Source organism: Paraburkholderia sp., from assembly GCF_050742655.1.
GTDB lineage: Bacteria > Pseudomonadota > Gammaproteobacteria > Burkholderiales > Burkholderiaceae > Paraburkholderia.
In genome coordinates this window covers 43,853-63,675 of sequence record NZ_JBOIGG010000008.1, presented here as the reverse complement: position 1 = coordinate 63,675, position 19,823 = coordinate 43,853, and the positions used below count along the sequence as shown (strand labels likewise).

Sequence of the window (19,823 nt, the reverse complement as noted above, 5' to 3'; positions counted from 1 at the left end):
GAACGGCGAACGTTCGCGTGGGAACCGCGGCACGGGCCGCGCTAAATCGGGCATATCGGCCATTGGCATCGCTATTGCATTCGCACGCCCGCTGGTTTGCGTGGCTTCGCGAGGCCGGTGGTCGCCGCGAGTACTTCAGTCATGTGCGCCGCCTGCGTGCGATCCATGCGGAACGACAACTCAGCCCCGCCCGGCAGACGAAACGACAGCACGAGGTGCAGTGCGCTGCGCACGTCGCCGGCTACCTGCCACGCCTCGCAGGGCATCGCGAACTTGCGGCTGTTCTGGCGATGACGAATCCGCTCGGACCAGCCGATCGCATTCGCGAGCGCCGCGAGCAGCTCATGCATCACCGAGCAATGCAGCGCGATGCAATCCGGCTGGTTGCTCTTCAGCATCAGGTACTGACCGTCCGCCGTGATTTCGAAACCGTTGAGAGAATCGATGGCGAGTGCGACTGGCGGTGACATGAGGACACTCCCGTTTCGATGCCGACGTGCGAATGTAGGCAATATCCGCACGCAGATGTTTACCTACGGATTACTGATTTTTTCTTTCATGCTGGTGAGGATTTCGATCGCGCATCGGGCATGCATTACGAGTCCTTACCTGCGCGGTTCGCAATGAGCCGTATGGACCGTTCGAGTTCTATCGCTTCGCCCGTGCCTTACGGACTATTTCGGCCCGCGCGTCGTCGCCCTACGCTTCGATGGACCCGCGCGCACCGCGCGTTCATTGCCAGTCATCGAGGAGAAGCGACATGCACGACGAACACGCCTGCACGGCAACCCGACCCGCGGCACGATCCCGCTTACCTCGCGCAACAGGGCGCGCATGGATCGCATGTGCGGGTCTCGCATTGATGCTGTGCGCGGGCGCCGTGCGCGCCGCGGATGGCTGGACACTCGAGATCAACGACGGCAACACGCCGACAAGCCACAAGCTCAGCGGCAAGAAAGTCCGTGGCTGCGAACTGAAGATCGGCGCGCAAAGCTTCAAGGAGGCGAACGGCTTCAACGGTACGTTCAACGACACCGACGCGTTCTATACGAACTGCACCGCCGACGACGCGACGCTCAACGTCGGCACCACGCTCGCGCCCGGGCTGTTGAACATCAACGTGCCGGCCTGGAAGTATCTGTTCAACGTACCCGCGCTGACCGTCGGCAATGTCGTGTCGCTGCAGAATCAGACCATCCTCAGTGCGCGCAACGACCTGTGGCCCGCGTGGACGCACGATTCGAGGCAACTGATCGACAACGTGCTGAAAAAAGGCTTCGTCGTCACCGAGAAAACGCTCGCGAAAGACACGACGCTCTATCACGGCACCACGACGCAGGGCGCGGAAGCGATCTGGAAGAACGGCGTGAGCGTCACGGCCAGCGATACCGAACTCGGCACCGCGTTCTACACGACGACCAGCAGCGCACTCGCCACCGAATACGCGGGACCGGGCGGCGTCGTGCTGTCGACGAAAACGGTGAAGCCGCTGTGCGTGATCCATCTGTACGACAAGATCAAAAACGACGTCGCGGGATTCGTCATGAATCGCCCGGTGGATTCGCTGCGCCGGCTGCTGACCTGGTCGGGCAAAGACTGCGTGCTGAGCCGCGGGATGATCACCGGCCCCGGCGGCGTCGCGACCGGCACCGAGTACGCGTTCTGGACCGTGCCGCAGCTTGCGTTCATCGGTCCGATGAAGCGGTAACCGCACGGCGTTTTTTACTTCCTGTTTTCCGTACGTTCGATCTTTATTACCGGGTCTGCGCGTGCGCGTCAGCGCAGCAAAGCGGCGCGCAGGCCCGGTCGCAATCTCCCCCTCGTCCGTCCCTCACGCCGCATAGCAGCACGCAACCTGTGCCCGCTGTCTCCGCGCCACAACATCGGCTGCTCATCGCATACTTGAAGTTGCCACGCTCCCGAAGTGCCTGCTAGAATCGTTCCGTGGGCGCTCGTCCCACTTTGTTTTTCCGGTCGTTCAAGCAGCAGCTCCGGCCTCAGTTACTTCAAGTCACTTCACTTCAACGTTCAGGGAGGCGTCAGATGCAAACCACAGCACACATGTCGCCCCCATACGCGTCTCGACCTTTCCAATAGGTCCCAGTCGCGCAGGCCTTATACCGCTGCATCACCGTATACCGCCCGCGTCGTCTCCCGACAGTCCGTTTTCCGTTTCGCCGGCCCATGCCGGCCAGCTTCGTCTGTCGGCGTCCAATACTCTCGATGGATAGTCGCGCAACGCGCCACGTTGCGGGCTATGGCAAATGGCTAATAAAAAACTCGATCTTGGCGGCCAGGCGTTCAAGAACGTCCTCGGCTTCACTTTCCTCCACTGGCGCCGCCAGCCGGCGCGCATCGGTGCGATCGCCGCATTCGCGCTGCTCGCCGCGCTCGCCGACGTGCTCACGCCGCTGTTCGCCGGGCGGCTCGTCGATGCGCTTGCTTCAGGCGCAGCGGGCAAGGCGCTCGCCTGGAAGGCCGCGGTCACGGCGTTCTGGACGCTCGCCGCGCTCGGCGTGACCGCCACGCTGCTGCGCCAGTTCATGTTCATGAACATCATCCAGCTGACGCTGAACATGATGAGCCGGATCGCCGCGAACGCGTTTCATCGCGTGCAGCGCTTCTCCACCGACTGGCACGCGAACAGCTTCGCCGGCTCGACCGTGCGCAAGATCACGCGCGGCATGTGGGCGCTCGACCTGCTGAACGACACGCTGCTCGTCGCGCTGCTGCCGTCGATCATGATGCTGGTCGGCGCGACCGTGCTGCTCGGCCTTCACTGGCCGGTAATGGGGCTCGTCGTGGGTCTCGGCTCGATCATGTACGTGTCGGTCACGGTCGCGCTGTCGCTCGGTTTCGTCGCGCCCGCCGCACGTCTCGGTAACGCATGGGACACGCGCATGGGCGGCGCGCTCGCCGACGCGGTCAGCTGTAACGGGGTCGTCAAGGCGTTCGGCGCGGAAACACGCGAAGAAACGCGGCTCGACCGTGTGATCCGCAAGTGGAACAAGCGCACGCGGCGCACGTGGGTGCGCGGCACGCTGAACGGCGGCGTACAGGGCACGATGCTGGTGCTGATGCAGGCCGCGATACTCGGCATGGCGCTGACGCTGTGGGCCGAAGACAGGGCGAGCGTCGGCGACATCACGTTCGCGCTGACGATGTTCTTCGTGTTGCAAGGCTATCTGCGCGAAGTCGGCATGCACGTGCGCAACCTGCAGCGCTCGGTCAACGACATGGAAGAACTCGTCGCGCTCGAGCGCGAGCCGCTCGGCATCGACGACAAGCCAGGCGCACCGACGATCGTGATAGATCGCGGCGAGATCCGCTTCGAGCACGTCACGTTCCGCTACGGCGTGCAGCGGAACCCGCTGTACGACGACTTCTCGGTGCGCATTGCGCCGGGCGAGCGGATCGGGCTCGTCGGTCATTCCGGCTCGGGCAAGACGACGTTCATCAAGCTGATCCAGCGGCTGTACGACATCGACGGCGGCCGCATCACGATCGACGGCCAGAACATCGCCGACGTCCAGCAGGCGTCGCTGCGCGCGCAGCTCGCGATCGTGCAGCAGGAGCCCGTGCTGTTCCACCGCTCGCTCGCGGAGAACATCGCTTATGCACGGCCGGGTGCGACGCAGGCGGACATCGAGCGGGCCGCGCGGCTCGCGAGCGCGCACGACTTCATCATGGCGCTGCCGCAGGGCTACGACACGCTGGTCGGCGAGCGCGGCGTGAAGCTGTCGGGCGGCGAACGGCAGCGGGTCGCAATCGCGCGCGCGTTCCTCGCGGATGCGCCGGTGCTGATTCTCGACGAAGCGACGTCGAGCCTCGACAGCGAAAGCGAGGTGCTGATCCAGCAGGCGATGGAACGGCTGATGGTCGGCCGCACGACGCTCGTCGTCGCGCACCGGCTGTCCACGGTGCGCGCGCTGGACCGGCTGCTGGTGATGGATCGCGGCAGGGTCATCGAGGAAGGCAGCCACGACCGGCTGATCCGCATCGAGGGCGGCCTGTACCGGCGGCTCTTCGAACGGCAGGCGCTGGAGCTGACGAAGGGGCTCACCGAATACGTGCCGCCGCATGTCGTATCGCGCGGCGGCACGGACGATGACGACGCCGCCGACTACGAGGACGATCCGAGCCTGCTGGCCGGCAAGTAAGCCGGCAAATAAGCCGGCATCGACGCCCGCGTATCTCAGCGGGCGGTCAAAAGATGGCCTGTGCCAGGCCTCCCATGCAGGCGGACTTGATCGTGCCGAAAGCGCCGAAAGCCGCGATGGCGCGATGCCGTCCGGCAAGGCGACAACTGACAGTGCTAGCGCTCATGTGCCCGGCGCTTCACCGATTTGTCATTTTCAGTACCGCTTCAGGCAAGCGTTCGCCAGTCACCTCAAACCCGGACAACTCTTCGGCGATCTGGTCAAGATCGCCCTTCGTCAGTTCGAGTTCGATAGCGCCAAGGTTCTCGTCGAGGCGGTGCAGTCTGGTCGTCCCCGGGATCGGCACGATCCACGGCTTCTGCGCGAGCAGCCACGCCAATGCCACCTGTGCAGGCGTCGCATGCTTGCGCTCCGCAACCGCCTTGATCACGTTCACCAGGGCGAAATTCGCCTTGCGCGCCTCGGGCGAGAAGCGAGGCACGCTGTTGCGGAAATCGGTTGGATCGAACTTCGTGTTCTCGTCGATCTTGCCAGTCAGGAATCCGGCGCCCAGCGGACTGAAGGGCACGAAACCGATGCCGAGTTCCTCAAGAAGCGGCAGCAATTCCGCTTCGGGGCCACGCCAGAACAACGAGTATTCGCTCTGGACGGCCGTCACCGGCTGCACGGCATGCGCGCGGCGAATCGTCTGGATACCTGCCTCCGACAAGCCGAAGTGCTTCACCTTGCCCTCGGCGATCAGATCCTTGACCGCACCGGCCACGTCTTCGATCGGCACTTCCGGATCGACGCGGTGCTGGTACAAGAGGTCGATGCGGTCGGTGCTCAGGCGCTTCAGGCAGGCTTCGACCACTGCCTTGATGTGCTCGGGGCGGCTGTTGGTGCCGCCACGTCGCGCTCCAGTCTCCAGATCGATGTCGAAGCCGAACTTGGTCGCGATGACCACCTTGTCGCGAATTGGCGCAAGCGCTTCGCCGACCAGTTCTTCATTGACGAACGGGCCGTACGCTTCGGCCGTATCAAACAACGTGACGCCGCGGTCGTGCGCAGCGCGAATCAGCTTGATCATCTCTTGCTTGTCGGCAGGCGGCCCATACGTCGCGCTCATGCTCATGCAGCCCAAGCCAAGGGCGGAGACTTCCAGGTTGTTTCCAAGTTTGCGAATTTTCATGGTTCTACTCACTAAATGGGGATGATATGAGTTTGTGCCGGCCGGAAAATGTGGCCGCAATGCAGGTGGAGCTAGCTGTTGATCTTGACTGCGCTCAGCCAGTCGTTAACCTGATTCATCGTTCGCCGTTCCTGATCGGCCTCCATCACAAAACCCGGGTGCAGCCGAGCTTTCGGTGCGTGGCTGGCGAGTACGGATTGACTGTTTCCCAGTCCATAACCGCCGTGGGTAACAAAGGGAATCAGCGTCCTGCCGGACAGATCGTGCGCGGAGAGGAAGGCGCGGATGATCGGCGGCGTGGTCTCCCCCCAGATGGGGAAGCCGAGGAACACCATGTCGTAGTCCGGCATGTTAGAGACCTCGGCCTCTAGCGCCCGCTCGCGACCACTATCGCGTTCCTGCCGCGCCTGCTCGACCGTCTCCAGATAGTCCTCGGGGTAAGGCGTAGCAGGTCGGATCTCGAACAGGTCGGTGTGGAGCGTGCGATGGATCAGGCCAGCGACCACTCGTGTGTTTCCGGAGCGGGAAAAGTAGGCCACAAGCTTCCGCGCTCCGACTCGTCGCAGCTCGCCACCGGCACCGGACGTTGCTGCAAGGCCAGTCAGCGGAAGTGTCGCAAGTGCTGTCATGAGCATGCGGCGAAAAGCATCGGGTGACGATGACATCGCGACCTCTCGTGACCTACCGCCCCACGCGCGCCTGGTGGGCAGCGGAATAGCGGTCGCCCACGACCTTGACCTGCTCCAGCAGTTCCGCGAGTTTGCGCTTGTCGTCATCGGTCAGAACGACGGCCGCTGCGCCGAGGTTCTCCTCCAGGCGATGCAGCCTGGTCGTGCCCGGGATCGGAACGATCCACGGCTTCTGCGCCAGCAGCCAGGCAAGCGCGATCTGCGCCGGCGTCACGCCCTTGTTCCCCGCAATCTGGTGGAGCAGATCCACCAGGGCCTGGTTAGCTTCGAGCGCCTCGGGCGAGAAGCGCGGTACCTGGCTGCGGTAGTCGTCGCTGCCGAAGATGGTGCCGGCACCGATTGCGCCGGTCAGGAAGCCTCTACCGAGCGGGCTGAATGGCACGAAGCCGATGCCGAGTTCTTCCAGCGTCGGCAAGATATCGTGCTCAGGCTCACGCCACCACAACGAGTATTCGCTCTGCAGCGCGGTCACCGGCTGCACGGCATGGGCGCGACGAATGGTTTGCGCGCCTGCCTCCGACAAGCCGAAGTGCTTGACCTTGCCTTCGGCGATCAAGTCCTTGACGGTGCCGGCCACATCCTCGATCGGCACCTCGGGATCGACACGGTGCTGGTACAGCAGATCGATCACGTCGGTACGCAGGCGTGTGAGCGATCCTTCGACGGCCCAACGGATGTGATCCGGCCGGCTGTTGAGGATCTGCTGCCTGTTATCGATACCGAAGGTGAAGCCGAACTTGGTGGCGATGACTACTTGATCGCGTACCGGGGCAAGCGCCTCACCGACCACTTTCTCATTGAGATAGGGGCCGTAAACTTCGGCGGTATCAAAGAAGGTCACGCCGCGATCCACCGCGGCGCGGATCAGCGACACGGCTTGCTGAGTCTCCGTGGCTGGCCCATAGCCGTGACTCAAGCCCATGCAGCCCAGGCCGATGGCCGACACTTCGAGTTGAGTGTTGCCGAGTTTGCGCGTCTTCATCATGTTCTCCAGTAAGGGCAAATTTAGACCCAAACGATTGGCAACACTAGATGGCATAATCGGAAAGGGTTAATAACAGGAGCGGATAAATGCCTGCCGAGAGCTATGACCAGCTCGCGATTTTTTCGGTCGTGGCACGGGAGCGCAGCTTTACCCGTGCGGCGGCCAAGCTCGGCATGTCGCAGCCCGCGCTAAGCCGAACCATGCGAAATCTGGAAGAACGGCTGGGCGTCCGCCTCCTTGCGCGCACAACCCGTAGCGTCTCCGCTACGGAGGCAGGTGAGCGCCTGCTGCGAGTGGTCACCCCCCGATTCGAGGAAATCAATACTGAGCTAGCGTTGCTCAGTGAATTCCGGGACAAACCCGCGGGTACGTTACGCATCACGGCCGGCGAACATCCGGCGATTACGGTCCTGCAACCCGCGCTTGCGAAAATCCTGCCAAACCATCCGGACATCCACATCGAGGTCACCGTGGACTACGGCCTGACGGACATCGTGGCCGAGGGCTACGACGCCGGCGTCAGGCTAGGCGAACAGGTCGCGAGAGACATGATCGCGGTGCGCATCGGTCCGGACGTGCGGATGGCCGTGGTCGGTTCTCCGGACTACTTCGCCCGGCATCGGCAGCCCAAGTCCCCGCGCGATCTCATCCGGCACAACTGCATCACCATCCGCCTGCCGACCTACGGCGGCATCTTCCCCTGGGAGTTTGAAAAGAAAGGACAGGAGTTGAAAGTGCGTGTCGAAGGCCAGCTCGTCTTCAACAATATCGCCATGCGGCTCGACGCTGCCCTCAAGGGGCTGGGTTTGGCGTACATGCCCGAGGACCTGGTGCAGACTCACGTCAAGCAGGGCCTGTTGATACGCGTGCTCTCAGACTGGTGCCCACTGATCCCGGGATACCATCTCTACTATCCGAGCCGGCGCCAAAGTTCACCCGCCTTCACGGTATTACGTGACACGTTGCATTACCTTGGCTGACTCGCCTGGTACTGAGCATCAGCCACCAACTCCATCCAGTCGACCGACTTTCCGTCAAGTGCTTCAGCGATTGCAATGTGCGTCATGCCCGTCGTGCGAGTGGCGCCATGCCAGTGCTTGACCTCCGGCGGAATCCAGACGACATCGCCAGGTTTGATGACCTGAATCGGACCGCCCCACTGCTGAACCAGTCCCATGCCGGCCGTGACAATCAACGTCTGTCCCAATGGATGCGTGTGCCAGGCTGTGCGGGCGCCCGGCTCGAACGTCACGATCGCACCACCGATGCGCGCCGGTGCCTCCCCCTGGAATCGCGAGTCCACCTGTACCGAGCCGGTGAAATGATCGGCAGAACCTTGAGTGGAAGGTTGAGACCCTGCGTGCATGACCGTGATCACTCGATTCTCCTGAGCCCACGCGGCAGGAACACCCAGCAGGAGTGCGAGCGTGGTCACGCGAATGGCGCATTTCATTTCTGTTGTTCAGGCTTTTGCGCCGCCTGATCGGACTGGCCCGCCGCAGTGTCCGCCGTCCGGAACACCTCTCTCGCCACCGGCACTGCCGAAACGGCATTGGGCCAGCCCGTATAAAAGGCGAGCTGCGTGATCGTCTCGACCAGTTCCTCTCGGGTCACACCGTTCTGCAGGGCCAGCGCCATATGCGAGCGAAGCTGATCGGGGCGATTGAGCGCGATGAGCGCGGCGACAGTAACAAGACTGCGGTCGCGCTTCGAGAGCTGCTGACGCTCCCAAACGTCCCCAAAAAGCACCTTGTCGGTGAGCTCCGCCAGCTTGGGGTCGATGTCGCCCATCAACTGCTGAGCCCGGGTGGGTTGCGGGTTGCTGGTTAGCGCGGACTTTTCAGACATCGGGGATGCCCTTTCTTGAGCATGAATTGGAGTGATCAAGCTTTGAGCCAGAATTGCACCTGACAGCATCAGGGCCCACGTGAACAGTTTCATGATGTTCCTCCGTACTTCGCACACCGTTTTTATTGAGAAACGAAACAGATCAGTCGAGACGCTTTTCAGAGAGGAATGTCGAGACCTGATCTGCGATCTCGAAATCGGTGTACGGCATGCGGGATCACAAGGTTCTCGCGTAGAACGGAGTCAGCTTGCCCATCGCTGCATCCACGTACCTGGGAACCCAGTAGGTTTCGATGTGTGTGGCGCCATCGATCTTGAACAATTCCTTATCCTTCGTGCCAGTGGCCTTGGGAAATGCGTCCTCAGTCATGTACAGGCTGTCGGCCTTGCTGCCCGCGATCATCAGCAGCGGCTGGTCGATCAGTTCGATATGGTCGGTGGCATCCCAACGCATCAGATCCAGCAAGCTGCTCATGGTGTACTTGAAGGTCGAGCCGGGATGCGCGTGCGTCCTCCAGTAGTATTCGTAACCCTGCCGATACATCTCGAACGGCAACGCAGCGATCTGCTCATCCGTCATATCGGCATCGCCTGCATACAGGATTTTTCCGCCAGCCATTTCCTGGGCGCGCGCATCGGATGCCTGCCGCAGGCGCTTCTGGATCGTATCAAGCTGCGAATCCGCGAAGCCATTGCGACGGACCCGTCCGGAGTTGAACATGCTGAGCGTCGCAATCGACTTGAAGCGCTTGTCGGTTTTCGCCGCGGACAACGAGTAGCCACCGCCGCCGCAAATGCCGAGTAGTCCCAGACGGGCGGCATCGACGCCCGGATAGCGGACGATGAAGTCCGCCATGCCGTGGATGTCCTCGATGCGGTATGCGGGTTTGTCCACGCTGCGGGGCTCGCCGCCGCTGCCACCCTGATATGCGGCATCCGCAGTGATGGTGATGTAGCCCTGTTCGGCCAGGTGCTGGGCATATAAGCCTGCGACCTGCTCCTTCACCCCGCCATTCGGATGCGCCACGACGAGCGCAGGGTATTGCTTCTGCGGATCATAGTTTGCCGGGGTGTAGACGTTGGCGACAATATCCAGGCCATTGAGCCTGTAGGTGACCGGGTGGATATTGACCTTGCCCGGTTCGTTCTTCGTGATGGCGCCGGCATACACCAGCGTGAACGGATTCTTCCTGTAGTCGGCTGCAATAGCGGTTGTGGTCATTGCTGGAACGCCTATAAGTGCACATGAGAAAGCGAGCGCAGACACTCCAAGGAACTCGCGCCGATTTTTGTCGACGACTTCATCGCTCATTTGAAATCCTTTCCTGTCTTTTCGAATGATGGATTCGCAGAACTTCGCGAGAGATCGCGCGGTGCGTGTTAATCCAGATGCTTCTCCTCAAGGAACTTCGAAACCAGGTCTGCGATCTGGACGTTGTTCAAATCAGAGAATGCGAAGTGTGTGTTGCCCCGGATGCCGATGTCCGGCAGATGCACCAAGGTCACATCGCCGCCATGTTTATTGACGGTGTCCCGCCACAACCGCGCCATCTGTAGCCGTGCACGCCAACTGTCCTGGGCGGGCAGCTCTACTGGATGATCGGGAATGTTGTCGCCGTAGACGACGAGGATGGGAATCCTCGTCAGCTCCATGAACTGGGTCGGAGGAACGGCCGCACCCTCGACCGTATCGAACGCACTCGGTATCGCCCGCGGCACTTCGCCTTCCGGGAAGATAAAACTGCTACCTGGCTCAAAGGCCACGATCGCCTTGACGTTGGCGCTCTTGATCGCCGTGAGCCAACCGGGGCCGCCGCCCTGGGAATGCGTGAACAGGATGCCGGGGCCGATCTTCACGAAGGCGGCCGCAACACCGTCCGAGACGACATTCATGTCGAAAGGACCGGTGTTCGGCGTCATGGCGCGAAAGAACTGATTCAACGACTCCGGGTCGCACGAGAACTGCCCATGCGGGAAACAGTTCGGCCATAGACCGATGCGGAATTGATTGAACCAGAGCTGTTCGTCAGGCGTCGGCTTGATGGTCGTCCCGACCATGCCGCGACCCGCATCGCCGCGGCGCGGTTGATCGACCAGGTACACACCAAACCTGCGGCGCAGGAAAATGGTCTGGAACCCTTCACGGCCATCGGCTGTGGTTTCCCACGTCTTCGAGAACTGCCCCGCACCATGCCACATGACGATCGGATACTTCCGGGCGTTCACGGGGATCTGATAGAAGGCGTAGGCATGATCGCCGTGGTAGCTCTGGCCGGCCGGGTCCAGCGGCTTGCGTGGGTCGAATGTTCCCGGTGCTGTCGTAACCGTGCCGCCCGCTGCGAAGCTCCCCTGTTCCTTGATGACCAGCGGGCTGTGATCGGCCGCACTCGCGACAGCACCCGTGCATAGCGCGAAACAAACGATACCCGCCTTGATTGCGGACCTGAATCTACCGACGACACGCTGGTTCATGAATTGCCCTTGGCCTGAAAGCACAAGGAGCAATGTACTGTCCAACTATTTGATCGATAAAGATCGCCAGTCGAATAGAACTCATATCAAAATCACATAAGCGGGACTTGCAGAGTTGCAAACTTGCTTCGAGTGGCGGGGCTGCTCTGGGTACCTGACTTCTGGTTTAGTTGTGCGCCATCTTCAATCGTCCTTGCCAAAGAACAACGAAGCGATCAGATCCTGCCCCCGGCGCACGTTCAGCAACCCTCAAAAGCGCCACCAGAAATTCCCCGAGATCGCATTGTCGTGCGAGCCGCCGCCGTACTGGCCGCTATACGCTACACCGAGCGTGATGTTCTTCGTCACGTTCGCATCGACGCCCAGTTCGAGCACCGCGGTATCGCGTGCGATCGGCACGCCCGTCACCTGGAACGCCGAGCCGCCCGCGACGAACGACAGCGTCGAGGTCGGTTGCACGTTGCCGAACGCATGGCGCCAGCCGGCCATCGCGTGCGCGCTGAACGCCGCTTGCGGGATCGAGCCGAGACGCGTCGAGATGCGCAGACCCAACGTCGAGAAGCCAATGTTCTCGGAATCCGTGCCGCTCTGGAGCGCTGCTGCGCCGCCGTTTTCGGTGAAGCCGTCGGTATGCAGGTTCACATACGCGAGACCCGCGAACGGTTCGATGGCGAAGCGCTGGAACGGGATCGCGTAACCCACTTCGCCGAACACCTGCGCGGTCTGCGCGTTGTAGCTCGAACCGTTGTGATCCGAGAAGCCGGCGAAGTTCTGGTACCGGTCCATGCTGATGTCGTTCCACGTGTACGACGTACCGAGCCGCACGCCGATCGGGCCGTACTGTGCGCCGCCGTACAGCGCGACGTGGTAGCTGTCGACCGACGCGGACGAGCTCAGGTCGTTGTCGAGCGAGCTGTGCGCGAAGCCACCCGCGACACCGACGCGCCACGTATCGTCGAGCGCCATGTCGGCGCCGCCGACAAAGCCCGTCGTGCTGCGGTCGATCCCCGACGCATTGTTGTTGCCGGCGAGCTTGCTGCTTGCGCCGTACGCCTGCGCCCACACGACCGGCTTGTACGGCCGGCTGTCGACGCACGCGTCGCGCGAGCCACGGTGTCCTGGATCGTTCGCGTTCTGCGGCAGCACGCCCTCGCCGATACTGCTGTCACACAGTGCCGAGCCTGCCGACATCGCCGACAGCGGTCCGGACGTCGGTGCAAGCCCTTCGCGCAGACGGTCGGTCACTGCGTCACGCAGATAACGGCTGTCGAGCAGCAGCATTGTCTTCGTGCTCGCATGCAGTTCGCCGTCGAGCGTGGAGAACGCGCGCTGCGCGGTCGCCGTATCGGTCGACAGCAGCGCCGCCACGGCGCCGTTGCTGGTCGGCAGCGTAGCGAGCGCCGCAGCCACCGCGCGCTGGTTCGGCGTCGCCGCGACCTGGGTGAACTGCACCGCATTGCGCGCGAGCAGCAGGTACACGTCGTTCGCGTCGTAGTTCAGCGTTGGTGTCAGGAACGCGAGGTTCGACGTGACGCCGCTGAATGTGCCGCTCACGCCGTTGGTCGCGCTGAGGATCTTGTACTGCGTCGACGGTGCATACGTGCCCTGGTCCGCCAGCACCTGCACCGCGCCGCCGCCCAACTGCGCCGTGCCGCCCGCAGCCACCGCGCCGGCCTGCTGCTGCGCGTTCGCGGCCACCTCGAATGTCGAGCCCGGCTGGAATGCGACGTTGCCGGTCACGGTCAGTTGCGTCCCGGGTTGCGCAATCGTCGAAGTACCGCCGGTCTGCACGACCAGCCCGCCGATCGTGCCGACGCCCGTCAACGTCGCGCCGGTCTGCACGGTCACCGTCGAATTCGCCACCGAGCCGTCCACCGCGAGCGTGCCGCCCGTCACCGTCGTCGGACCACTGTAGGTATTCGTGCCCGCGAGCGTCAGCGTATCGCCACCGGTCTTGGTCAGCGAACCGCTGCCGGCCACGGTGCCCGCATAGGTGCCGCCGCCGTTGACTGTCAGGTTGCCGGTGCCGAGATTCAGCGTGCCGGCCGCGGCGCCGTTCAGCGAGTTGACCGTGATGTTCGTGTTGGCCGTATCGACTGTGCCGCCGTTCAGCGTGAGGCCACCGGTGCCAAGTGCACCAGCGTTGCCGAGCGTCAGCGTGCCGGCGTTCATCACGGTGCCGCCGCCGAACGTGTTGTTGCCGGTGAGCGTCAGGTCCGCGCCGCCGTTCTTCACGAGACCGCCGGTACCCGACACGACACCGGACAGCGTGACGTCCTGGGTGCCGCCCAGCGTCGCGGTCGAGTTCAGGCTGATCGGGTTCGCGAGATTCACCGACGTGTTCGCATCGAGTGTCGACGGTGCGTTCACTGTCACTGCGCCGGTGCCGAGCGCGCCGCTATTGCCGACCACGAGCGAGCCGCCCGCGAGCGTCGTGCCGCCGCTGTAGGTGTTCGCGGTGCCGAGCGTCTGCGTGCCCGCACCGGACTTGACGATGCCGCCGGTGCCCGCGATCGTGCCGCCGAAGCTGCCGTTCGCGCCGCCGCCGAGCGTCAGCGTGTTCCCACCGAGCGACACGTTCGTGCCCGCGCCGCCGCTCAATGCGCCGATGGTCGGTGTGCCGGTCGCGCCGCTAACATCGAGCGATACGCCCGCATTCGCGAGAGTCACGTTGGTGCCCGCCCCGAGCGAGCCGCTACCGGCCAGCGCGAGCGTGCCTGCGTTGACGGTGGTGTTGCCGGTGAGGGTGCTCATGCCGGTCAGCGTTTCAGTGCCGGCACCGTTCTTCACGATGCCGCCGGTGCCGGTGAAGCCGCCGCCGAAGGTCTGGTTCGTCGCATCGCCGAACGTGAGACTGTTCGCGCCGAGTCCGACCGTGGTGCCCGCGACACCCGACAGCGTGCCGATCGTCTGGCCGCCCGACGCTCCGCTGATGTCGAGACCCGCGCCCGCTCCACCCAGCGTCACCGCGCCGGTCGACAGCAGGGTGCCGCCCGCGCCGAGCGCGAGCGTGCCGCCGTTGATCGTCGTGCCGCCAGTGTAGGTGCTTGCGCCGCCGAGCGTCAGTGTGCCGGCACCGGTCTTCGTGAGACCGCCCGTGCCCGACACGCCGCCGTTCAGCGTGAGGCCGTTGTCGCCCGCGACCGTCAGCCCCGCGTTCAGCACGACGTTGTTGCCGAGCGCCGTCGAACCGGTGCCACCGATCGTCGCCGCGCCGCCGACGGTCAACGTACCGGTGCCGAGCGCCGTGTTGTTGCCGAAGATCAGGCCGCCCGCGTTGAGCGTCGTGCCGCCGCTGTAGGTGCTCGCGCCGTTGAGCGTCGTCGTGCCGCTGCCGTCCTTGACGATGCCGCCGGTGCCTGCGATGCCGCCGCCGAACGTCTGGTTGGTGTTATCGCCGAAGGTCAGGTTGTTCGCGCCGAGCGTCACCGTGCCCGCGGTGCCGGCCAGCGCGCCGATGGTCGCGTTCCCACCTGCGCTGATGTCGAAGCCCGCCGTCGCGCCGCCGAGCGTCACGCCGCCACCCACCGCAAGACTGCCGCCGGCGCCGAGTGCGAGTGTGCCCGCGTTGATCGTCGTGCCGCCGCTGTAGGTGTTCGCGCCGGTCAGCGTTTCGGTGCCGCTGCCTTGCTTCACGATGCCGCCCGTGCCGCCGATCGAGCCCGCGAAGGTGCCGCTCGTGGTGCCGCCCAGCGTCAGCGTGTTGCCGCCGAGCGCCACGTTGGTACCCGCGACGCCGGTCAGCGTGCCGATGGTCGGTGCGGCCGTCGCACCGCTTATATCGAGACCCGCGCCGATGCCCGCGAGATTCACGTTGGTCGAGGAGGACAGCGAGCCCGCACCCGACAGTGCGAGCGTGCCCGCGTTCACTGTCGCGCCGCCGCTGAAGGTGCTCGCGCCGGTCAGCGTTTCGGTGCCGATGCCGTTCTTCACGATGCCGCCAGTGCCCGTGATGCTGCCGCCGAAGGTCTGGCTGGTCGCGTCGCCGAACGTCAGGTTGTTCGCACCGAGCGCGACCGTGCCGGCCGTGCCCGACAGCGCGCCGATCGTCTGGCCGCCGGTCGCGCCGCCGATGTCGAACGTGGCGCCCGCACCGCCCAGGGTCACCGCACCGCTCGCCGCCAGACTACCGCCTGCGCCGAGCGCGAGCGTGCCGTCGTTGATCGTCGTGCCGCCGGTGTAGGTGTTCGCGCCGGTCAGCGTTTCCGTGCCGGTGCCCTGCTTGACGATGCCGCCGGTGCCGCCGATCGTGCCGCCGAAGATCTGGCTGGTCGCATCGCCGATCGTCAGGTTGTTCGCGCCGAGTGTCACGGTGCCCGCAGTGCCACCGAGCGCGCCGATGGTCTGGTTCGCACCCGACCCACTGATGTCGAAGCCCGCACCCGCACCGCCGAGCGTCACGCCGCCAGTCGCCGCGAGACTGCCGCCCACGCCGAGCGCGAGCGTGCCGGCGTTGATCGTCGTGCCGCCGGTGAAGGTGTTCGCGCCGGTCAGCGTTTCCGTGCCGGTGCCGACCTTCACGAGACTGCCGGTACCCGCGATGCCGCCGCTGAACGTGCCGTTGGTCGCGCTGCCGAGCGTCAGCGCGTTGGCGCCGAGGTTCACCGTCCCGCCGCCGGTCAGTGTGCCGAACACCTGCTGGCCGTTGCCGGCCGACAGATCGAAGGTCGCGCCGTTCGCCACGTCTACGATGCCGCTCGCCGCGAGGCTCGCGTTCGCGCCGAGCGCAAGCGTGCCCGCGTCGATGTTGGTGCCGCCGGTGTACGTGTTGGTGCCGTTCAGCGTCAGCGTCGCGGCGCCGTCCTTGGTCAGGCCGCCGGTGCCGGACAGTGAGCCGTTCAACGTCAGATCGTTGGTGCCGCCGACGGTCAGTCCGGCGTTCAGCACGATGTCGTTGCCGAGCGTCGTCGCGGTGCTGCTGTCGAGTGTCGCCGCGCCGCCAACTGTCAGCGTGCCGGTGCCGAGCGCCGAATTGTTGCCGACGATCAACCCGCCCGCGTTCAGTGTCGTGCCGCCGCTATAGGTGTTCGCGCCGGTCAGCGTTTCAGTGCCGCTGCCTTGCTTGACGATGCCACCCGTCCCGCCGATCGCGCCCGCGAAGGTCTGGTTCGTGCCGTCGCCGAACGTCAGCGACTTCGAGCCGAGTGCGACCGTGGTACCCGCCACGCCCGCGAGCGACCCGACCGTCTGGTTGCCCGTCGATGCGCTGATGTCGAGCCCGGCGCCCGCGCCCGCGAGATTCACCGCGCCCGTCGCCGACAGACTGCCCGCGCCGGACAGCGCGAGCGTGCCGCTATTGACGGTCGTGCCGCCGCTGAAGGTGCTTGCGCCCGTCAGCGTTTCGGTGCCGCTACCTTGCTTGACGAGCCCGCCCGTCCCGGCGATCGATCCGCCGAAGGTCTGGTTCGTGGTGTCGCCGAACGTCAGCGTGTTCGCGCCGAGTCCGACCGTCGTGCCCGCGACACCGGCGAGCGAACCGATCGTCTGGTTCGCGCCCGATGCGCTGATGTCGAAGCCCGCGCCCGCGTTGGCGAGGTTCACCGCACCGGTTGCCGCGAGGCTGCCGCCCGCGCCAAGCGCGAGCGTGCCGGCGTTGACTGTCGTGCCGCCGGTGAAGGTGTTCGCGCCGGTCAGCGTTTGGGTGCCGGTGCCCTGCTTGACGAGTCCGCCGCTGCCCGTGATCGCGCCGCCGAACTGCTGGTTCGTCGCATCGCCGAACGTCAGCACGCTCGCGCCGAGTCCGAGCGTCGTCCCCGCGATACCGGCGAGCGAACCGATCGTCTGGTTGGTCGACGCGCCGCTCAGATCGAGCGTTGCGCCTGCGCCGCCGAGGTCGACCGCCGTGCTCGCCGACAGACTGCCGCCCGCGCCGAGCGCGAGCGTGCCGGCGTTGACCGTGGTCGCGCCGGTGTAGGTGCTCGTGCCGGTCAGCGTCTCTATGCCGCTGCCCTGCTTGACGATGCCGCCGGTGCCGGTCAGCGCGCCGCCGAAGGTCTGGTTGGTCGCGTCGCCGAACGACAGCGTCTTCGCGCCGAGCGCGACCGTCGTGCCGGTCACGCCGGTCAGCGAGCCGATCGTCGGATTGGCAGTTGTCGCGCTCACATCGAGCGTCGCGCCCGTGCCCGCCAGGTTCACGTTGCCGGTCGTCGACAGGCTGCCCGCGCCGGACAATGCAAGCGTGCCGCCCTGGATCGTCGTATTGCCGCTGAAGGTATTCGCGCCGGTCAGTGTTTCGGTGCCGCTGCCGAGCTTCGTGATGCCGCCCGACCCGCTGATCGTGCCGCCGAAGGTCTGGTTCGTCGCGTCGCCGAACGAAAGCGTGTTCGTGCCGAGCCCAACCGTCGTGCCCGCGGCGCCGGCGAGCGAACCGATCGTCTGGCCCGCACCCGATGCGCTGATGTCGAAGGTCGCGCCCGCGCCCGCGAGATTGAGCGCCGCGTTCGCGCCCAGGCTGCCGTTTGCGCCGAGCGCAAGCGTGCCCGCGTTCACCGTCGTGCTGCCGCCGATCGTATTCGCGCCGTTCAGCGTCACCGTGCTCGCGCCGTTTTTAGCGAGGCTGCCTGCGCCGGAGATGATGCCGTTCACGCTGAGAGCGTTGCTGCCGCCGAAGGTCAGCGTATTGCCTGTGCCGAGGTTGATCTGGTTGACGAGCGTGAGGGCTGCCGTCGTGTCGAGCGTCGCAGCGCCGCTGACGTTCAGTGCGCCCGTCCCCAGCGCGCTGCCGTTGCCGAGCAGCAGCGAGCCGGCATTCAGGTTGACGCCGCCGGTGAACGGATTCGCGCTGCCCAGCGTGAGTGAGCCCGCATCGTTCTTCGTCAGCACGCCGCTGCCGCCGATCGCACCCGACAGCGTGAGACTGTTCGGACCTTGCACGGTCAGGCCGCCTGCGCCAAGCGTCAGCGCATTGCCGATGCCGAGCCCCGCGACCGCGGACTGCAGCGCGCCGCCGTTCGAGGTGATCGCGCCGGTGCCTAGCGAAAGCGCGTTGTCCGCGATCGCGACACCGCCGTTGAGCGTTGCATCCAGTACCGTCGATGCGCCGCTCAGCGTCCACGTGCCGCTACCGACATTCAGGTGCTGGAAGTTGATGTAGTTCGGATTCAGGATCGTGCCGGTCGCAGGGCCGCCGGTCGCCTGCCTCAGCAACAAGGTGTTGTTGCCGCCCGCGCCGCCGTCGACGACGCCTGCGGCCGCGAAGCCAAGCGAGAACCCCAGCACGCCAAGGATGTTCCCCGACGCACCGACGCCCGCGGTCACCGTCGAGCCCGTGTCCGCAGTAAACGTGTTCGTGCTACCCGCGCCCAGCGACACGCTGCCCGTGATGGTGCCGCTGTTCTCGAACGTGTTGCCCGCGCCCGGTGTGCCCGACGCCTGGAACGCGACGCGTCCGTTGATCGTGCCGTTGTTGACGAAGTTGACCTGACCACCGCCGTACACCGCGACTGTCGGAAGGTCTGCCGTCCCGAGCGTCACGCCGAGAATCGGTGACGAACCCATCGTGCCGGTCGCCGTGTTCGTGATGTTCGATACGCCGCCGGTGCCGTTCTGTACCGCCAGCGCCATGCCGGTCAGATTGCTGAGGTTCACGCCGAGCAGCCCCGACGTGCCCTTCATCGTGCCGCTGTTGTTGACCGTGACCGTACTCGCCGCCGCATTGCCGATCACCGTGCCGCTCGCTAACAGGCTAATCGCTCCGAGCAGCGACGGATCGATCGTGCCGGCGTTGTTCAGCGTCACGTTGTTGCCGAGCAGCGTCAATGCCGTGCCGCCGATGCCGAGCAGCACACCGATCGAGCCGGTCGCATCGACGTTCACCGTCACGCCGTTGTTCGCGTTCGAATAGTTCGGCGCGAGGACGTTTGCCGCGCCCGTGCAAGTGACGGTCGTCGTGCCGGTACACGCCGCCTGTGCCTCTCCAATCCCGGCGCCGAACAGCGCAAGGAAAACACCCATGACCGGGACGATTTTCTGCAGATCGTATGCGCTCTGATTGTCGGCGTTTTTCATTTTTCCATCCCTCGTAACGCTGAAATTAAACGTCTGTCGAAAACACACGCTGCGATTCATCCAGATTCAAAAGGCGATAAAAATCCATCACCGGATTCGCAATCGAATCAGCGATATTTGCCTTGAATACGGAGCACAGGCGCACGCCGGGACGCACTGGCAAAAACGCGGGGCGCACGAATCCCCGACGCTTCAGCCTGCGCGTCACCCGGCAAACCGGTTCAGATTAAAAAAAGGCGCGACCCCGCGCGGTCATGAGATGGTCATGGATCAACTGCCCTCCGGATTATTTCTCTCTCAGTAAAGTAATTCTCTTTTTTCGCCTTCGCGGCAATCATCAGCTTATATCAAACTTTTACCATTTCAAGAAGTAACCTTTTGGAATCGTTTTATAACGATGCGAATTGGAAAACCTCGCAGATAATTATGTCGTTTGAGTTGCAATGCGGCATCGGCAAACTACGGCGCAGCCGAGGTTGGTGGAAACAGTG

12 protein-coding genes are annotated in these 19,823 nt (G+C 64.4%); 3 read left to right on the top strand and 9 right to left on the bottom strand.

What is annotated here, in order from left to right; genetic code table 11:
- Window positions 1-71 precede the first annotated feature (71 nt).
- Window positions 72-470, bottom strand: a complete 399-nt coding sequence (locus tag ACREXZ_RS13330) for a hypothetical protein (protein ID WP_431764553.1) — start codon at window positions 468-470, stop codon at window positions 72-74.
- 290 nt (window positions 471-760) lie between these two features.
- On the opposite strand from ACREXZ_RS13330, the gene ACREXZ_RS13325 reads away from it, so the two are divergent.
- Window positions 761-1,708, top strand: coding sequence for a hypothetical protein (locus tag ACREXZ_RS13325; protein ID WP_431764552.1), 948 nt, complete (start codon window positions 761-763; stop codon window positions 1,706-1,708).
- Window positions 1,709-2,264: 556 nt separating this feature from the next.
- Window positions 2,265-4,160, top strand: a complete 1,896-nt coding sequence (locus tag ACREXZ_RS13320; RefSeq protein WP_431764551.1) for an ABC transporter ATP-binding protein — start codon at window positions 2,265-2,267, stop codon at window positions 4,158-4,160.
- A gap of 178 nt (window positions 4,161-4,338) precedes the next feature.
- Here ACREXZ_RS13320 and ACREXZ_RS13315 read toward each other — a convergent pair whose 3' ends face one another.
- The 3 genes from ACREXZ_RS13315 to ACREXZ_RS13305 all read right to left on the bottom strand — a co-directional run bounded on the left by ACREXZ_RS13315 (window position 4,339) and on the right by ACREXZ_RS13305 (window position 7,002).
- Window positions 4,339-5,331 carry an aldo/keto reductase gene (locus ACREXZ_RS13315; RefSeq protein WP_431764550.1) on the bottom strand — a complete coding sequence of 331 codons (993 nt, stop codon included), beginning with the start codon at window positions 5,329-5,331 and terminating at the stop codon, window positions 4,339-4,341.
- Window positions 5,332-5,402: 71 nt separating this feature from the next.
- Window positions 5,403-5,996 (bottom strand): flavodoxin, encoded by a 594-nt coding sequence (locus ACREXZ_RS13310; RefSeq protein WP_431764549.1) that lies wholly within the window; start codon window positions 5,994-5,996, stop codon window positions 5,403-5,405.
- A gap of 16 nt (window positions 5,997-6,012) precedes the next feature.
- Entirely contained in the window at window positions 6,013-7,002 is a 990-nt protein-coding gene (locus ACREXZ_RS13305) for an aldo/keto reductase (protein ID WP_431764742.1), read from the bottom strand.
- Window positions 7,003-7,091: 89 nt separating this feature from the next.
- Here ACREXZ_RS13305 and ACREXZ_RS13300 point away from each other — a divergent pair, with 89 nt between their 5' ends.
- Entirely contained in the window at window positions 7,092-7,985 is an 894-nt protein-coding gene (locus ACREXZ_RS13300) for a LysR family transcriptional regulator (protein WP_431764548.1), read from the top strand.
- On the opposite strand, the gene ACREXZ_RS13295 is transcribed toward ACREXZ_RS13300, so the two are convergent.
- From ACREXZ_RS13295 to ACREXZ_RS13275, 5 genes are all read right to left on the bottom strand, one after another.
- Complete coding sequence (locus tag ACREXZ_RS13295) at window positions 7,973-8,458, bottom strand: (R)-mandelonitrile lyase (RefSeq protein ID WP_431764547.1); 486 nt, start codon at window positions 8,456-8,458, stop codon at window positions 7,973-7,975. The genes ACREXZ_RS13300 and ACREXZ_RS13295 overlap by 13 nt on opposite strands.
- Window positions 8,455-8,946 carry a carboxymuconolactone decarboxylase family protein gene (locus ACREXZ_RS13290; protein ID WP_431764546.1) on the bottom strand — a complete coding sequence of 164 codons (492 nt, stop codon included), beginning with the start codon at window positions 8,944-8,946 and terminating at the stop codon, window positions 8,455-8,457. The genes ACREXZ_RS13295 and ACREXZ_RS13290 overlap by 4 nt, the downstream gene beginning before the upstream one ends.
- A 124-nt stretch (window positions 8,947-9,070) precedes the next feature.
- A complete protein-coding gene (locus ACREXZ_RS13285) occupies window positions 9,071-10,075 on the bottom strand; it encodes an alpha/beta hydrolase (RefSeq protein ID WP_431764741.1) in 1,005 nt (334 codons plus the stop codon).
- A 158-nt stretch (window positions 10,076-10,233) separates the two neighbouring features.
- Entirely contained in the window at window positions 10,234-11,325 is a 1,092-nt protein-coding gene (locus ACREXZ_RS13280; RefSeq protein ID WP_431764545.1) for an alpha/beta hydrolase, read from the bottom strand.
- A 249-nt stretch (window positions 11,326-11,574) separates the two neighbouring features.
- Window positions 11,575-19,332, bottom strand: coding sequence for an autotransporter-associated beta strand repeat-containing protein (locus ACREXZ_RS13275; protein WP_431764544.1), 7,758 nt, complete (start codon window positions 19,330-19,332; stop codon window positions 11,575-11,577).
- Window positions 19,333-19,823 lie beyond the last annotated feature (491 nt).

Coding starts and splice junctions, on each gene's coding strand:
- ACREXZ_RS13290 (WP_431764546.1), bottom strand. CDS start 8,946: ATGAAACTGTTCACGTGGGCCCTGATGCTGTCAGGTGCAATTCTGGCT.
- ACREXZ_RS13325 (WP_431764552.1), top strand. CDS start 761: ATGCACGACGAACACGCCTGCACGGCAACCCGACCCGCGGCACGATCC.
- ACREXZ_RS13330 (WP_431764553.1), bottom strand. CDS start 470: ATGTCACCGCCAGTCGCACTCGCCATCGATTCTCTCAACGGTTTCGAA.
- ACREXZ_RS13305 (WP_431764742.1), bottom strand. CDS start 7,002: ATGAAGACGCGCAAACTCGGCAACACTCAACTCGAAGTGTCGGCCATC.
- ACREXZ_RS13275 (WP_431764544.1), bottom strand. CDS start 19,332: ATGAAAAACGCCGACAATCAGAGCGCATACGATCTGCAGAAAATCGTC.
- ACREXZ_RS13310 (WP_431764549.1), bottom strand. CDS start 5,996: ATGTCATCGTCACCCGATGCTTTTCGCCGCATGCTCATGACAGCACTT.
- ACREXZ_RS13285 (WP_431764741.1), bottom strand. CDS start 10,075: ATGACCACAACCGCTATTGCAGCCGACTACAGGAAGAATCCGTTCACG.
- ACREXZ_RS13315 (WP_431764550.1), bottom strand. CDS start 5,331: ATGAAAATTCGCAAACTTGGAAACAACCTGGAAGTCTCCGCCCTTGGC.
- ACREXZ_RS13280 (WP_431764545.1), bottom strand. CDS start 11,325: ATGAACCAGCGTGTCGTCGGTAGATTCAGGTCCGCAATCAAGGCGGGT.
- ACREXZ_RS13295 (WP_431764547.1), bottom strand. CDS start 8,458: ATGAAATGCGCCATTCGCGTGACCACGCTCGCACTCCTGCTGGGTGTT.
- ACREXZ_RS13320 (WP_431764551.1), top strand. CDS start 2,265: ATGGCTAATAAAAAACTCGATCTTGGCGGCCAGGCGTTCAAGAACGTC.
- ACREXZ_RS13300 (WP_431764548.1), top strand. CDS start 7,092: ATGCCTGCCGAGAGCTATGACCAGCTCGCGATTTTTTCGGTCGTGGCA.